The organism is Streptococcus didelphis DSM 15616, assembly GCF_000380005.1.
Classification (GTDB): domain Bacteria; phylum Bacillota; class Bacilli; order Lactobacillales; family Streptococcaceae; genus Streptococcus; species Streptococcus didelphis.
Map to the genome: position 1 here is coordinate 434487 of NZ_KB904188.1, position 16226 is coordinate 450712.

Annotated in this window: 17 protein-coding genes; 10 read left to right on the top strand and 7 right to left on the bottom strand. The window is 34.4% G+C overall.

The window, feature by feature from the left end:
• Positions 1-53: 53 nt before the first annotated feature.
• The 3 genes from A3GU_RS0102195 to A3GU_RS0102205 all read left to right on the top strand — a co-directional run bounded on the left by A3GU_RS0102195 (position 54) and on the right by A3GU_RS0102205 (position 4265).
• Positions 54-1388, top strand: coding sequence for a 2-hydroxycarboxylate transporter family protein (locus A3GU_RS0102195; RefSeq protein WP_018365905.1), 1335 nt, complete (start codon positions 54-56; stop codon positions 1386-1388).
• A gap of 29 nt (positions 1389-1417) precedes the next feature.
• Entirely contained in the window at positions 1418-2578 is a 1161-nt protein-coding gene (locus A3GU_RS0102200) for an NAD(P)-dependent malic enzyme (protein ID WP_018365906.1), read from the top strand.
• A gap of 148 nt (positions 2579-2726) precedes the next feature.
• Positions 2727-4265, top strand: a complete 1539-nt coding sequence (locus A3GU_RS0102205; RefSeq protein ID WP_018365907.1) for a ClC family H(+)/Cl(-) exchange transporter — start codon at positions 2727-2729, stop codon at positions 4263-4265.
• 101 nt (positions 4266-4366) lie between these two features.
• Here the strand turns inward: A3GU_RS0102205 and A3GU_RS0102210 are convergent, their stop codons facing one another.
• Positions 4367-5287: an AraC family transcriptional regulator gene (locus A3GU_RS0102210; RefSeq protein WP_018365908.1), complete on the bottom strand. Its 921-nt coding sequence runs from the start codon at positions 5285-5287 to the stop codon at positions 4367-4369.
• 169 nt (positions 5288-5456) lie between these two features.
• Between A3GU_RS0102210 and A3GU_RS0102215 the strand changes: the two genes are divergently transcribed.
• From A3GU_RS0102215 to radC, 3 genes are all read left to right on the top strand, one after another.
• On the top strand, positions 5457-6071 hold the full coding sequence (locus A3GU_RS0102215; protein WP_018365909.1) for an SGNH/GDSL hydrolase family protein: 615 nt from the start codon (positions 5457-5459) through the stop codon (positions 6069-6071).
• A 98-nt stretch (positions 6072-6169) separates the two neighbouring features.
• Positions 6170-7294, top strand: coding sequence for an AI-2E family transporter (locus A3GU_RS0102220; RefSeq protein ID WP_018365910.1), 1125 nt, complete (start codon positions 6170-6172; stop codon positions 7292-7294).
• 42 nt (positions 7295-7336) lie between these two features.
• On the top strand, positions 7337-8017 hold the full coding sequence (gene radC, locus A3GU_RS0102225; RefSeq protein WP_018365911.1) for a RadC family protein: 681 nt from the start codon (positions 7337-7339) through the stop codon (positions 8015-8017).
• A gap of 2 nt (positions 8018-8019) precedes the next feature.
• Here the strand turns inward: radC and A3GU_RS0102230 are convergent, their stop codons facing one another.
• The 6 genes from A3GU_RS0102230 to A3GU_RS0102255 form a co-directional block, all read right to left on the bottom strand.
• Positions 8020-8715 (bottom strand): gamma-glutamyl-gamma-aminobutyrate hydrolase family protein, encoded by a 696-nt coding sequence (locus A3GU_RS0102230; RefSeq protein ID WP_018365912.1) that lies wholly within the window; start codon positions 8713-8715, stop codon positions 8020-8022.
• A 30-nt stretch (positions 8716-8745) separates the two neighbouring features.
• Positions 8746-9384 (bottom strand): redox-sensing transcriptional repressor Rex, encoded by a 639-nt coding sequence (locus tag A3GU_RS0102235; RefSeq protein ID WP_018365913.1) that lies wholly within the window; start codon positions 9382-9384, stop codon positions 8746-8748.
• Between the two features lie 184 nt (positions 9385-9568).
• Positions 9569-9919: a DUF1831 domain-containing protein gene (locus A3GU_RS0102240; protein WP_018365914.1), complete on the bottom strand. Its 351-nt coding sequence runs from the start codon at positions 9917-9919 to the stop codon at positions 9569-9571.
• Positions 9909-11051, bottom strand: a complete 1143-nt coding sequence (locus tag A3GU_RS0102245) for a cysteine desulfurase family protein (RefSeq protein ID WP_018365915.1) — start codon at positions 11049-11051, stop codon at positions 9909-9911. The genes A3GU_RS0102240 and A3GU_RS0102245 overlap by 11 nt, the downstream gene beginning before the upstream one ends.
• The gene (locus A3GU_RS0102250) at positions 11041-12012 is read right to left on the bottom strand and encodes a ribose-phosphate diphosphokinase (RefSeq protein WP_018365916.1); all 972 of its coding nucleotides are present in this window, start codon (positions 12010-12012) and stop codon (positions 11041-11043) included. Before A3GU_RS0102250 ends, A3GU_RS0102245 begins: the two co-directional genes overlap by 11 nt.
• A 115-nt stretch (positions 12013-12127) precedes the next feature.
• A complete protein-coding gene (locus A3GU_RS0102255; protein ID WP_018365917.1) occupies positions 12128-12703 on the bottom strand; it encodes a CYTH domain-containing protein in 576 nt (191 codons plus the stop codon).
• A gap of 93 nt (positions 12704-12796) precedes the next feature.
• Here A3GU_RS0102255 and yjbM point away from each other — a divergent pair, with 93 nt between their 5' ends.
• The 4 genes from yjbM to pta are packed head-to-tail and all read left to right on the top strand — an operon-like array spanning position 12797 to position 16183.
• The gene (gene yjbM / locus A3GU_RS0102260; protein WP_018365918.1) at positions 12797-13468 is read left to right on the top strand and encodes a GTP diphosphokinase; all 672 of its coding nucleotides are present in this window, start codon (positions 12797-12799) and stop codon (positions 13466-13468) included.
• On the top strand, positions 13443-14279 hold the full coding sequence (locus tag A3GU_RS0102265; protein WP_018365919.1) for an NAD kinase: 837 nt from the start codon (positions 13443-13445) through the stop codon (positions 14277-14279). The genes yjbM and A3GU_RS0102265 overlap by 26 nt, the downstream gene beginning before the upstream one ends.
• A complete protein-coding gene (locus A3GU_RS0102270) occupies positions 14276-15181 on the top strand; it encodes an RluA family pseudouridine synthase (RefSeq protein WP_018365920.1) in 906 nt (301 codons plus the stop codon). The genes A3GU_RS0102265 and A3GU_RS0102270 overlap by 4 nt, the downstream gene beginning before the upstream one ends.
• Positions 15182-15187: 6 nt before the next feature.
• The gene (gene pta / locus A3GU_RS0102275; RefSeq protein WP_018365921.1) at positions 15188-16183 is read left to right on the top strand and encodes a phosphate acetyltransferase; all 996 of its coding nucleotides are present in this window, start codon (positions 15188-15190) and stop codon (positions 16181-16183) included.
• Positions 16184-16226 lie beyond the last annotated feature (43 nt).

The following is a 16226-nucleotide window of genomic DNA, read 5'->3' on the forward strand; positions in this document are numbered from 1 at the left end:
TTGTTAATTTATTTGTTTTATACTGGGGATAATCATTAAAGGAGGCTTGTTTTATGGAAACAATTAAGAAAAAAGAAGTTCCAAAAGGAACAGAGCTAGCAGCCAAACGCAATTTCCAATCGTTTAAGGTTGGCTCTGTCCCCTTACCAGTTTATCTGGCTTTTGCGATTTTAATACTAGTCACTGGCCTACTTCAAAAATTACCAGTCAATATGCTTGGTGGTTTTGCTGTTATCCTAACCATGGGCTGGTTGCTAGGAACCATTGGTGCTAATATACCTGGCCTGAAAAACTTTGGTGGCCCTGCCATTTTATCCTTACTTGTACCTTCAATATTAGTATTTTTTAATCTCCTCAATCCTAATATTTTAGATGCAACACATGTATTGATGAAAGAAGCTAATTTTTTATACTTCTATATTGCTTGTTTGGTATGTGGTAGTATTTTGGGAATGAACCGTAAGATTCTTATTCAAGGACTTTTTAGGATGATTATTCCCATGCTACTTGGTATGGTTTGTGCTATGGCAGTAGGAACCTTAGTTGGCCTCCTTATTGGTTTGGAGTGGAAGCATACTCTCTTTTATATTGTTACCCCAGTTCTTGCCGGTGGTATTGGGGAGGGAATTTTACCCTTGTCACTTGGTTACAGTGCTATTACAGGAGTTGCTAGTGAACAGTTAGTTGCTCAACTCATCCCAGCTACTATTATAGGTAATTTCTTTGCTATACTATGTACAGCCTTATTAAACAGATTTGGTGAAAAACATCCAGATTATTCAGGTCAAGGACAACTGGTTAAAGTTGGTAATACTGAAGATATGTCTGATGCCTTGAAAGATACTTCTGGAGTACTTGATGTGAAACTGATGGGTGGTGGTGTTCTAACAGCTTGCTCTTTATTTATAGCAGGTGGTTTACTCCAACACTTAACGGGTTTTCCTGGGCCTGTCTTGATGATTATTCTAGCAGCATTTTTAAAATATATTAATATTATTCCTCAAGAAACACAAAATGGAGCTAAACAACTCTACAAATTTATTTCAAGTAACTTTACCTTCCCCTTAATGGCAGGTTTAGGCTTACTTTATATTCCTTTAAAAGATGTGGTTGCAACCTTAAGTTGGCAATACTTTGTTGTTGTTATCAGTGTTGTTTTTACGGTTATTTCAGTCGGCTTCTTTATCTCTCGTTTCTTGAATATGAATCCCGTTGAGGCAGGAATTATTTCAGCTTGTCAAAGCGGAATGGGTGGAACAGGAGATGTTGCTATTTTAAGCACAGCAAATAGAATGAACTTAATGCCCTTTGCACAAGTAGCAACCAGACTTGGAGGTGCTATAACCGTTATTACAATGACAGGAATTTTAAGAATAATCTTTAAATAAAAAGTTATAAATAGAAAGAGGAAAAGATAATGACTACAGATTTAGGACAACTTGCAATTGAACAAGCTAAAAAAAATGGTGGTAAATTAGAAGTTATACCCAAGGTAGAAATCAAGGATAAGCATGATTTGAGTATTGCTTATACTCCGGGTGTGGCCTCTGTTTCTTCAGCTATTGCCAAAGACCCTGATTTAGGGTATGAATTAACGACTAAAAAGAATACCGTAGCAGTAGTAAGTGATGGTTCGGCTGTACTTGGTTTAGGTGATATTGGAGCTATAGCTGCTATGCCTGTTATGGAAGGAAAAGCTGCTCTATTTAAAGAATTTGCAAATGTGGACGCTGTACCAATTGTGTTAGATACCAATGATACAGAAGAAATTATTAGGATTGTTAAGGCTATTGCACCAACCTTTGGTGGTATCAATTTGGAAGATATCAGCGCACCGCGTTGTTTTGAAATAGAAAAACGACTTATTGAAGAATGTAATATTCCAGTATTTCATGATGACCAACATGGAACAGCTATTGTTGTGTTAGCAGCCCTCTTTAATAGTTTGAAATTAATTTCAAAGACGATAGATGCTGTTAAGATTGTGGTTAATGGTGGTGGTTCAGCTGGTTTATCAATTACTAGAAAACTCTTGGCTGCTGGGGCGAAAAATGTTACAGTAGTTGATAAATTTGGAATTATTAATGAAAAAGCTGCTGATAAACTAGCTCCACATCATTTAGAAATTGCAAAATTAACCAATCGTGACTTCCAATCAGGTGGTTTAGAAGATGCTCTTGTAGGAGCTGATATCTTTATAGGAGTTTCAGCTCCAGGAATTCTTAAAGCAGAATGGATTTCTAAAATGGCTGACAAGCCAGTAATCTTTGCTATGGCTAATCCAGTACCAGAAATCTATCCAGATCAAGCCTTGGAAGCAGGTGCCTATATTGCAGCTACTGGTAGAAGTGATTTTCCAAATCAAATAAATAATGTCTTAGCCTTTCCAGGTATCTTCAGGGGCGCCTTAGACGCGCGTGCTAAATCAATTACAGTTGACATGCAAATTGCAGCTGCTAAAGGTATTGCTAGTCTTATTCCTGAGCATGATTTATCAAGGACAAATATTATTCCAGATGCCTTCCAAAAAGGTGTTGCTGAAATAGTTGCTAAAAGTGTTAGTGATGCTGTAAAGTAGTTTAAATGATGGTTTAGCTTACTGATTATTTAATAAGGTTTGTTGCTTAAAAACAACAAGCCTTATTTTTTATGGAATATTTCCTAGAAACTTGTGCTTTGCTTTGATACAATAGTAACAGTTATTTAATATGTGAACAGGAGGAAAAATGGAAAATCATAAAAATGAGTATTCTTTTTCAACAGTATCAATCATATCTTACGTTTGGCGGGGAATATTAGTTGGGATTATAGCAGGTATTATAGTTAGTTTATTTAGACTAATCATTGAAGCAATAGCTGACAGAGTTGTCAGTTATTATTATTTATCACAAAAGGATCCTAAGGTTTTATTTTTTATTATACTTTTTAGTGTTTTAGCTGTTATTATAGTAGGCTTTTTTGTAAAAGATGAACCAGATATTAAGGGATCCGGTATTCCCCATGTAGAAGGTGAGTTAAAGGGACTTTTGTCTCCAAAATGGTGGAGTGTCCTATGGAAAAAAGTAGTTTCAGGAATTGTAGCCATTTCTATGGGCTTTATGCTAGGAAGAGAAGGTCCTTCTATTCAAATAGGAGCTATGTCAGCTAAGGGTTTAGCAAAATACTTGAATTCTAGTCGCTTAGAAAAACGTGTTCTTATTGCAAGTGGAGCAGCAGCAGGCTTATCAGCAGCTTTTAATGCCCCTATAGCAGGACTTTTATTTGTAGTAGAAGAAATCTATCATCATTTCTCTCGTTTAATATGGATTACTGCATTAGTAGCAAGCTTAGTAGCTAATTTTATCTCTTTAAATATTTTTGGGCTAAAACCTGTTTTAGCTATGCCAAGCTCTATGCCTTTTCTAGACTTAAGCCATTATTGGATTCTTCTTTTACTTGGTGCTTTTTTAGGCTTTCTAGGTTATATCTATGAGAGGGTCATCTTATCTTTTCATAAGCTGATTGCATTTTTAGGACACTGTTTTCACTTACCTAATTATTTCTATGGTTTAATCGCACTGCCTGTTATTATTCCTATTGGTTATTATTTCCCTCAATTATTAGGAGGGGGAAATGGGCTAATTATAGACTTGTCTCTTAATCATTCCACTCTAATACTAGTTGTTTTATTCTTTTTATTGCGTTTTATTGGCAGTATGTTTAGCTATAGTAGTGGCTTACCAGGAGGGATTTTTCTACCAATTTTAACCTTAGGTGCTTTAGCAGGACTAATATTTGGATATGCTTTTCATTATTTAGGATTTGTAGAAGAAAATCTAAGACCCTTATTTCTTGTTCTAGGGATGGCAGGGTATTTTGCGGCAATTTCAAAAGCTCCACTAACAGGCATGATTCTAGTGACAGAAATGGTGGGTGATTTAAAACCATTAATGTCTATTGCGGTGGTGACCTTTGTTGCTTATTTGATTATGGATTTGCTAAAAGGTGAACCTATCTATGAAGCCATGCTAGCAAAAATGACGATTAATCATCCTAGTGATCTTGTCGAACCGACATTGATTGAATTAACAGTTAGTGAAAAATTGGCTGGACGTTATGTACGTGATTTACAGTTACCAGCAAATGTTTTGATCACAACACAAATAAATAATAAAAAGTCACAAGTAGTATCCGGAAATACTCGCTTGTTGGCTGGCGCTACAATTTTTGTGGTCGTTAATGAAACAGATGTTGGTCTTATAAGACACTTATTAATGCCCAATTAAAGGGTGTGAGTTTCTTATCATATTGAGTGAAATGTCTAATCTCTCTAGGCATTTTTTATAAATGGTGACTAGAAAAAAATCTCACATTATAAAAATGGAGATTAGAGTTTAGCGATATTTGTAAGCCTAGGGTTAAGTGTAGCCTTACTGTGTTTCTTACGATATTGGCTGGGAGTTAAGAGGTAATAGCGTTTAAATTGTCTGTTGAAATTAGAGAGGTTATTAAAGCCAGTATCCTTGGCAATTTCAAGGATTGAACTTGTTGAATTAAGAAGCAGCTCACATGCCTTACTCAGTCTAACTTGAATAACAAATTCTGTACAAGAAGTTCCTGTGTGCTGTTTAAAGACAGTCATAAAGTGGGTTTTGCTATAACCAATATAGTCAGCTAAGGATTCTATAGATAAAGGCTTATTAAAATTAGTATTAATATAATGAACTAACTGACGTATTTTTTCATTTTTACGATAAGTCTCATCAGTATGTTTTTTTAGAACATAACGATGATAGTAGAGTAAATAAATAAGCTCATGTAATTTTGATTTTAGTAGGATTTCAAAATGTCGTCCTTTTTCTTTCGCTAATTGAAAAATAGCAAATAAACACGCTTTGATATCACTATAACCAGGCATATCTGGCTTAATACAAGGTAAAAATTTAAAATTACTATTTTGTAAAGGTTGCAAGTAATGTAGACTAACTTGGTCTGTATAGGATGAACCAAGCATGTCTAAGTGAAATTTAAAAGTATCGGTTACATGTTTATTATCATTGATAGGATGAATAGAATGCATCCCATTGGGACGTACTAAAATAATATCCCCAGCTTGGCTATTAAAAAAATCATAATCAATATGATATTTAGCAGTTCCTTCACTCACATAACTTATTTCTATTTCTGGATGCCAGTGAAATAAAACATCTGGCCGACCATCTTTTACTTCATGGTGAAAATAGCTATAAGTTAATAACTGCTTTTTGGTTTCTTCAATATTTTTAGTTTTAATTTTTGAGATAAACAATTAATTACTCCTAAATAGATGAAATAGTCACACCATAGTATTATATCAGAAAGTTAAGAAACTTTCTTCCTAAATTGGAAAACCGATTTCATAACTGAATTATTTTTTAGGACAATTTACTTCAGACATCTTTTTGGTATACTATAGATATATTAAAAAGGGGGTAAGTATGTTTGAAGTAGTAACACCTGAATTATTGGCTTATCAAAAAGAGCGACTCGCTTATTTTCAGCTTCAAAACCAAAAAGTAAAAGAAGGTGGCAGTGTTTTTGTTGGTGATTCTATTATGGAATTCTTTCCTTTAAAAAAGTATCTAGGTCAAGACAGTAACTTTCATAACAGAGGAGTCTCAGGCATTGACAGTCAGTGGCTTTTAACACATATAGGAGCTCAGATTCTTGATTTAAATCCTAAACAGATTTTTATCTTAATTGGCACTAATGATATTGGCTTAGGCTATTCACTTAATAGCATTATTAGGAATATAAAAAAGATTGTAGAGGTGATTTTTTTATCTCATAAGGATATCAAGATTAACCTACTTTCAGTCTTACCTGTATCTGAAGAAGCTGTCTTTAAAGAAACGGTTAAGGTCAGAAATAACCAGATTATTGATCAATTAAATAGGGCCCTACAAGATATTTCAGGCATTAATTATATTGATATCGCAAGTAACCTAAAAACTCCTAACAATGATTTAACAGTAGCCTTTACCAAAGATGGTCTTCATCTCAATTTAGCAGGATATCAAAAAATTGCTGACGAAATTAAAAATTATTTATAGTGATTTTCTATTTTTTTCTAAAGGAATAGCAGAGCTTTTAGGGGAGACGATAGTGTTTATATCAATTTTTTAGTGTATAATAAGTAAAAGGAGTTTTTATGAAATTTGAGAAAAAACAAGTTATCTATCTTGTTCTCGCTTTTGTCATCTGCTTTGCTATTCAAGCTAACTGGCAAAAGGGATCAGACACTATTCAGACAGTTATTAGCACAAGTCTGCCCTTCTTATATGGTGCCGCTCTGGCTTATATTGTAAATATTGTAATGAGTGCCTATGAGAAGCTTTTAGACTATTCCCCTAAATTAAAGAAACTTTTCAGGTTAAAACGTGCTATTTCCATGTTACTCGCTTATTTAACATTTGTTGCTTTGTTTTTTTGGATTGTTTCTATTGTTATTCCAGATTTGATTTCAAGTATCAACACAATGTTAACCTTTGATACCTCTTCTATTAAAGAAGTGGTAAAGGATTTGAGTCATAATAAAATGCTAGCCCGCCTCATTAAATATGTCGGGGGGGATGCTCAAATAACCAAAACCATTAATAGCTATAGTCAACAGTTACTAAAACAATTTTTATCAGTTTTGACTAATATCCTAACCTCAGTTACGATAATTGCATCTGCCATTATCAATGTTTTTGTCAGTTTTGTTTTTTCACTCTATGTTTTGGGAAATAAAGAACAACTCTGTCGCCAGGGAAATATTTTAGTAGATACCTATACAGGTATTTATGCACAAAAAATCCACTATCTAGTAGGTTTATTACACCAACGTTTTCATGGTTTTTTTGTCAGCCAAACTATCGAAGCAATTATTTTAGGTAGTTTAACCTCTTTAGGAATGTTTTTATTAGGCCTTCCATTTGCAGCAACTATTGGTGTTTTAGTAGCTTTCACAGCTCTCATTCCTGTGGTGGGAGCCTATATTGGGGTTACAATCGGCTTTATTCTTATTATGACACAATCACTTTCACAGGCTATTTTCTTTGTGATTTTCATTGTTGTCTTACAGCAATTCGAAGGTAATCTTATCTATCCAAGGGTTGTTGGAGGATCTATTGGCCTACCAGCCATGTGGGTCTTAATGGCAATCACCATTGGTGCTTCATTAAAGGGAATTGTGGGAATGATTATTGCAGTTCCTCTAGCAGCAACCCTGTATCAGATTGTAAAAGATCATGTCGCCAAAAAACAAGCAATACAAAAAAAGCAACTTTCTTAAAGTTTGCTTTTTTTTACGAATAAATATAATGGAGGTAAATGAATGTATTCCATTAAATTAGACAAAGAAACCCTATTACCTAGGGAAAGATTAGTTCGTTTTGGGGCTGAGAAATTGAGCAATCAAGAGTTACTAGCTATTTTATTAAGAACTGGTAATAAGCAAAAACATGTTATTGAACTATCATCTCATATTTTATCAAGCTTAGATCATTTATCGGATTTCAATAAGATGTCCTTACAGGAACTACAAGCAGTCTCAGGTATTGGTAAGGTCAAATCAATTGAAATTAAAGCTATGCTTGAATTTGCTAATCGGATACTACAGTCAGATAAGGCTAGTAATCAACAGATATTATCTAGTTATCAAGTAGCCCAAAAAATGATTTTAGAATTGGGGAAAAAGAGTCAAGAGCACTTACTCGCCATTTATCTTGATACCCAAAATAGAATTATTGAGGAAAAAACAATATTTATTGGAAGTGTCAGAAGAGCAATAGCTGAACCTAGAGAAATCTTACACTATGCTTGCCGTAATATGGCAACGAGCCTTATTGTCGTCCACAATCATCCATCGGGGTCAATAGAACCTAGTCAAAATGATTATCTCTTTACTCAAAATATCAAACAATCATGTGATCAGATTGGGATATCCTGCTTAGATCATATTATAGTTGGAAAAAATAACTATTATAGTTTCAGAGAGAAGTCAGATATATTTTAAACTTAAAACTCATTTATAAAATACCTAAAAAGCGCAATATCTTCTTCACGACTAACTTGGGTAAGTTCTGGATGCCACTGAACACCCAAAAAAGAAAGTTTGCTGGTATGAGCTACTACAGCTTCAATGGTAGCATCTTCACTATCTGTTGCAATAACAGTTAAATCTTTAGCTAATTCTTTGATACTTTGTCTGTGAAATGAATTAACCATTGTTTTTTCTCCGTAGATAGGTTGGAGAACAGAAGTAGGACTAATTGTTATCTGATGAGTGACAACGTTTATAGGTTCTAATTGCCAATGATTTTCAATAGCCTGGTTTAGGCTACCACCTAAGTAGACATTCATTAATTGTGTTCCGCGACAAATTCCTAAAATAGGTTTACCTTGCTTAATGGCAGCTTTAATCAGAGCCATTTCGAAAATATCTCTTTCAAGATAAAAATCATCTGTAATAATGCTTTTTTCTTCATGGTAAAATTTAGGATCAACATTTTGGCCACCTATTAAGATAAGTTTGTCTATTAAGGAGACATAGGTATCGGCAGCCTTTTCATCAGCAATAGGTAGAAGTAAAGGGGTACCACCAGCTTTTAAAACAGCCTGTATAAAAGAAGATGGACTATAAATCCAGGCCAAGCCTTCTGGGGAGGCATTATGTTTTTGATTAGTAGTAATTCCAATAATTGGCGCTTTCATCATCCCTCCGTAATTCTACTGTCTATTTTGTTAATGTGATTGGTGCATGAAGTACAATAAAGTTTGCAGTTCACTAGTAAGGTCTACATACTGGACAATAATACCTTTAGGTACATTTAAATGAACAGGTGAAAAACTTAAAATTCCACGAATACCTGCTTCAATCAATTGGTCAGCAACTTCTTGAGCCTGAGTGCTAGGCACTGTTAAGATAGCTGTTTCAATCTGCGTTTTTTTAATATGGTCAGTGATTGTAGAGATACCATAGATAGGTATACCATCAGAAGTTTCTGTCCCTACCATAGGGTGGCTATCAATATCAAAGCCCATTGCAATTTGCATTTTATTACGATCGTGGAAACGGTAGTGGAGTAAGGCGCGTCCAATATTACCACATCCTACAAGTAAAACATTAGTGGTAGAGTGGTCATTTAAGAGATCAGCAAAAAAGTTCATCAGTTTATTTACATCATAACCAAATCCACGACGACCTAATTCTCCAAAGTAGGAAAAGTCACGACGAACAGTCGCAGAGTCAATTCCCATAGCGTCAGCAATTTGTTTTGAACTGGCTTTTTCAATTTGATCAGCATGAAATCTTTTAAAGATACGATAATAAAGTGATAAACGTTTTGCAGTTGCCTTTGGAATTGATTTGTCAATAGCCATTGATTTAGAGCTCCTTTAATTAATTACTGTAATAATTTCTATTACCATTGTATCAGATAGTTTGTGAAAAACGCAACTTTTTTAGCTAGAATTAGCCATTAATTAAGCTAAAAAAATCACTAACTAGAAAACTAGCTAATGATTTTTAGTTTACATCTATTTCTTCATAAGCTTTTTAAGGAAATTAAGCGTTAGCTTCTTTGGTAAAGATATTTCTTTCTACTAAGCTATTCATGAGGAAATAAAATTTATCTTGTAAGATTTTATGCTTTTCAGATTTGAAAATATTAACAAGTCTTAAGCCAGACTTATCAGTAATAGTTAATTTAAAGGAAGTTAAGTCCTTATGGATAATAATTTTTAAAAGGAAACCTTCACCTGAATTGGGAACTTCTTCTAAGAGTCTACTTAGTTCGTAATGCCCCAATTTAGTTTCTGAAAAAGTAGTATCTTTTAGTGTGTATCTTTTAACTGACGGATTTATTGCATAGCGATAATTGCAATCTTTTAGGGCAATTTCTTTTTCAAATGCCATTTGAACCTCCAATAATTTTTTTAAGATGTTTTGTTAATAGCAGAATCTCTTCTAAGGTGTTGAGTTCAGAAAATGAAATACGAATAGATTCCTTTAGCCTTGAAGAATCTTTGCCAAAATAACTTTCTAAGACATGGCTAGGTTCAACAGTTCCTGCAGTACAGGCTGAACCAGTAGAAACTGCAATCCCTTCTAAGTCAAGGCGTGTTAGTAAAATATCATTTTGAAGGCCTGGAAATCCAATATTAACAACATTGGGCAAGGAATCCAAATTTTTATTAAGGTAATAATCCATACCCTCTAGATGCCCTAGTAAGGCATCATACATTTTTTGGATAAGCTTATTATTATCATCCATATTCTCATAGGCATCTTTTAAGGCTTGACTCATACCTACAATGCCAATAAGATTTTCAGTGCTTGCCCGTCTTTTTTCTTCTTGATCACCGCCATGTAGTAAGGGATCAAAAGTAATAGCATTACTATAGAGAAAGCCTACCCCTTTTGGACCATGAAATTTATGTCCAGAAGCAGATAGTAAATCAATGCCTAAGCTTTGAGGATAAAAAGGAAGTTTTCCAATTATTTGAACAGCATCAACATGAAAAACAGCTTGATGATTTTTTAACATCTGACCTATTTCTTCAATAGGTAATAAATCACCTGTTTCGTTATTAGCTGCCATGACGCTAACCAAAATAGTATCTGTTCTTAAAGCCTCTTTAATCTCTTGTGCGGATATCAAACCATTTTTAGGTTTGATATAAGTTACCTCAAAGTCAAAATTTTTTTCTAAATAGGCTACAGTATTTAAAACAGAGTGATGCTCAATAGTAGTAGTGATAATATGTTTACCCTTTGTTTGGTTAGCAAGGGCATATCCTTTTATGGCTGTATTGTTACTTTCAGTTCCACCAGAAGTGAAAATAATATGTTGGCCGGGAACATTTAAGGACTGAGCAATTGTTTGCCTACAGTCTCTGAGGAGTTGACTAGCCTGGCGGCCAAAAAAGTGAACACTAGAAGGATTACCAAAGATGGAACCCATGGTTTCTGTCATTACTTTAATAACAGGTTCAGTCAAGGAAGTGGTGGCAGCGTTGTCAAAATAGACATGATTTTTATTTTTCATTTGCTTGATAAGAGAATAATGGGCTTAGTGGTCTTCTTTCATGGATACGTATAATAGCCTCCGCGATAAGGTCACTAGCAGAAATGTAGGTAACTTTTTGAGGGACAGGATTGATTGTTTTTACAGAATCACTAACAAGGATTTCTTTAATTGGTGCAGCATTTAATACGTCAGCTGCGCCTCCAGCAAAAAGACCATGACTTGCGACAGCATAAACTTCAGTTGCACCGCCACGTTCTAGAATTTTAGCGGCTTCTGCAAAGGTTTTACCAGTATTTAAGATATCATCGATAATGATGGCCTTTTTACCTTCTACATCTCCAATAATATAACCTTCTTCACGTTCAGAATCATCCTGAGCATAGTCAATAATTGCAATAGGAGAATTCAAGTGCTCTGCCAGGCTTCTTGCTCTTTTGATACCAGAATTTTTAGGGCTAACCACTACCACATCTTCACCAACTAAACCTTTTTGTGCATAGTGTTCTGTAAATAAAGGAACAGTGAAAAGATTATCAACAGGTATATCAAAAAAACCTTGAACCTGTACGGCATGCAAATCTAAAGTAACAACCCTATCAATTCCTGCTTTTGTTAGCATGTTTGCTACAAGTTTTGCTGTAATAGGCTCACGAGAGTGAGCTACACGATCTTGACGAGAATAGCCAAAATAGGGAAGGACAACGGTTACAGTATTAGCACTAGCTCGTTTGCAGGCGTCAACCATTATCAATAATTCCCATAAATTATTATTTACAGGGAAGCTGGTAGATTGGATAATATAAATATCATCACCACGAACTGTTTCTTCAATGTTAATCATGATTTCACCATCTGAAAATTGACGTGATGAAATCTTACCAAGTTTGATACCTGAAGCTTCAGAAATTTTCTGAGCAATAGGAAGATTGGAAGTTAGTGAAAACAGTTTGATTTGTTTATCAGCATAATCTTGAGTCATGAAAATGTTTGCTCCTTGCTTTTTATAGAGAGTTGCTATTTGAATAGAAACTCCTTGCTTACTCATACAAGACTATTTTAACAAAAAAAGAGAAAAAATGCAGTTTCTATCTCTATTAATTCTTGTCTTTATAAAGTGCTTTTGTAAATCTTGCGACCTTACTTTTAGCATATTTGAATGCAATCTTATTTTCAGATAAGAAGTTATGAAAGTCTTCTTGGCCTTTTAGGGGGTTATCAACCTCAAGTTCTAATTCATAATCAATAGTGGAAAGATAGTGATTGTAATCAAGAGCCATTTTACCAATTGGAGTTATACTTTCACGACGTATGGTAGTTAAGGAACCAAAATTTCTTAATTGAGAAAGGGGAATACCCGCCTTTTTCATTATGTCTAGAGCAGGAGAATCAGGAATATGACAACTAGCAATAAGATCTTTGGCTTCTTGTAATTCAAGTGAGAGATTGTACTCACGATTTCCATTTTCTTCAGGTACCTTTAAGGTCATCTCAGCCTTAGATTGAAGGGTCCTGATTCGTAGTGACATATGAGCAGCTTTGAGAGCATAATCTGGGGTATCTATATAATAATTTGTCTGGCTAATGGGTTTGATGTGCGACATTTGTTTAAGTAAACGTTGGTATTCATCTTTAGTAAGCAAGCTTTTAAATTCGATTTCAAGTTCAGACATGTAACATTCCTTTTAGGGGTATTTTATGCTATAATAAGTTGTTATTTCAATTTTATATTAAAGTAATTTGTTTGACAAGAAAGGAGTAGTAGTGTGCCTTTAGATTGGGAAGAATTCTTAGATCCTTATATACAAACAGTAGGTGAATTAAAGATAAAACTTCGGGGTATTCGAAAGCAATTCCGAAAACAGAACCGTTATTCACCAATAGAATTCGTAACAGGACGTGTTAAGTCAGTTGAAAGTATTAGAGAAAAGATGCTTTTAAGAGGTGTTTTGGATGAAAATATTGTCCAAGACATTCATGACATTGCTGGTTTAAGAGTCATGGTTCAATTTGTTGATGATATTGAGGAAGTTCTTAACCTTATTCGTCAAAGAGAAGATATGACAATTGTTTACGAGCGTGATTACATAACTAACATGAAAGAAAGTGGTTATCGTTCTTATCATGTCGTTGTTGAATATCCTGTGGAAACAATTGCAGGTCAAAAAAAAGTTTTAGCTGAAATTCAAATTAGAACACTGGCTATGAACTTTTGGGCTACTATTGAACATTCTCTTAACTATAAATATAAGGGAGAGTTTCCTGAAGAAATAAAAACAAGACTATCTACTACTGGTAAAATTGCTTTAGAACTTGATGAAGAAATGAGAAAAATACGTGAGGATATACGCGAAGCCCAACTATTGTTTGACCCAGGCAGTCGTAATTTTAGTGATGGTGTAGGAAACAGTGATGACACAGATGAATTATACAGATAAGACTACTCGGGTAGCAATAATAGCTAATGGAAAATACCAAAGTAAACGTGTGGCTTCAAAACTGTTTTCAGTTTTTAAAGATGATCCTGATTTTTATCTTTCAAAGAAAAATCCAGATATTGTAATCTCCATTGGTGGAGATGGCATGCTTTTATCAGCCTTTCATATGTATGAAAAAGAATTGGACAGAGTTCGGTTTGTTGGTGTTCATACAGGTCATCTGGGATTTTATACCGATTATCGTGATTTTGAAGTTGATAAATTGATAGAAAATTTACGAACAGATAAGGGAGAGAAAATTTCTTATCCGATTCTCAAGGTTGTCATAACCTTAGACGATGGGAGAGTTATTAAAGCGAGAGCCTTAAATGAAGCAACTGTTAAAAGGATTGAAAAAACAATGGTTGCAGATGTGATTATAAACAATGTTAAATTTGAAAGCTTTCGAGGAGATGGTATTTTAGTTTCAACTCCAACAGGTAGTACAGCCTATAATAAATCTTTAGGAGGTTCTATATTACATCCAACAATTGAAGCTCTGCAATTGACTGAAATTTCAAGTTTAAATAACCTTATCTTTAGAACTGTAGGCTCTTCTTTAATCATCCCTAAAAAAGATAAAATAGAGATAGTGCCTCAAAGGATGGGAATTTATACCATTTCTATTGATAATAAGACCTATAATCTGAAAAATGTTACTAAGCTTGAGTACTTTATCGATGCTAAAAACATTAATTTTGTTTCAACCCCCAGTCATACCAGTTTTTGGGAACGGGTTAAAGATGCTTTTATTGGGGAAATAGAATCATGAGGTTTGATTTTATAGCAGACAAGAAAACCAAGGTTAAAACGCTTTTAAAGGGTCATGATGTTTCAAAAAATTTACTTGCTAAAGTTAAATATAAGGGTGGAAGCATTCTTGTTAATGATAGAGAAGAAAATGCTATTTATCTCTTAGATATTGGTGATAGAGTAACGATTCATATACCCGATGAAGAAGCTTTTGAAAAGTTAACTCCTATTTCCCATCCCTTAGATATTGTTTATGAAGATGAACATTTTTTAATTTTAAATAAGCCAGTTGGCTATGCCAGTATTCCTAGTGTCAATCATTCCAATACAATTGCTAACTTTATTAAGGCTTATTATTTAGAAAAAAATTACCCTAATAAACAAGTGCATATTGTTACAAGACTAGATAGAGATACCAGTGGTTTAATGCTCTTTGCTAAACACGGCTATGCCCATGCTAGATTAGATAAGCAACTACAAAAAAGAAGCATTGAAAAACATTATTTAGCACTGGTTTCAGGTAGTGGAGAGCTTGCTGCTGAAGGAGACATTGTTGAACCTATTGGCAGGTCAAAAGATAGTATTATAACAAGGACTGTTGACCCTATGGGTAAATATGCTAGAACAAGCTATAAAGTCCTTGCTAGCTATCCTGAAAATGTTCATTTAGTTGATATAAAATTACATACAGGCCGGACCCATCAGATAAGAGTTCATTTTTCTCACATTGGTTTTCCTTTGTTGGGAGATGATCTTTATGGAGGTCGCTTAGACTTAGGTATTCAACGACAAGCTTTGCATTGTCATTATTTGGCTTTTCATAATCCTTTTACGAAAAATGAAAGCATTTATAAATTAAATTTGACAGATGACTTTGAGGAAGTTATCATGGATTTACAGAAAAAAAGAAGTGAGGTATAAAAACTAATGGGTATCAGAAGTTTATTTGGAGGTCTAAGAGAAAAAGTAGTAGGTAAGAACGTAAAAATTGTTTTTCCAGAAGGAAATGATGAACGCGTTGTCCGTGCTGCTGCTCGTCTTAAATTTGAAGGTTTGGCTGAGCCAATTATTCTAGGAGAAGCTGACAAAGTCCGAGAATTACTAGCACAATTAGGCTTTGCTGATCAAGATTATATCATTATTAATCCTGAAGATTACCAAGATTTTGAAAAAATGAAGGCTGAGTTTGTTGACATTCGTAAAGGAAAAGCAAGTCTTGAAGATGCTGATAAACTGCTTAGAGATGTCAATTATTTTGGTGTAATGCTTGTTAAAATGGGCTTGGCTGATGGTATGGTATCCGGTGCTATCCATTCAACTGCTGATACTGTTCGTCCTGCACTTCAAATTATTAAAACCAAACCAGGTATTTCACGTACTTCAGGTGTTTTCTTGATGAACCGTGAAAATACTAACGAACGTTATGTTTTTGCTGATTGTGCTATTAATATTGACCCAAGTGCTCAAGAACTAGCTGAAATTGCTGTTAATACAGCTGAAACAGCAGCCATTTTTGATATTGACCCTAAAATTGCTATGCTAAGTTTTTCAACTAAGGGTAGTGGTAAAGCACCACAAGTTGAGAAAGTAGCTGAGGCAACAAGAATTGCAAAAGATCTAAATCCAAATCTAGCACTAGATGGAGAATTACAATTTGATGCAGCTTTTGTTCCTGAAACAGCAGCTATCAAAGCACCAGATTCAAACGTAGCAGGCCAAGCAAATACTTTTATTTTCCCAGATTTACAGTCTGGAAATATTGGCTATAAAATTGCTCAACGTCTAGGCATGTTTGATGCTATTGGACCAATCCTACAAGGTTTAAATAAACCTGTAAATGATCTATCACGTGGTTCAAGCGCTGAGGATATTTATAAACTAGGTATTATTACAGCTGCTCAAGCTTTGGGCACTTTAGATTAATCATACAAAAAGCCATCAGCTCAGATGGCTTTTCAGCTAAGAA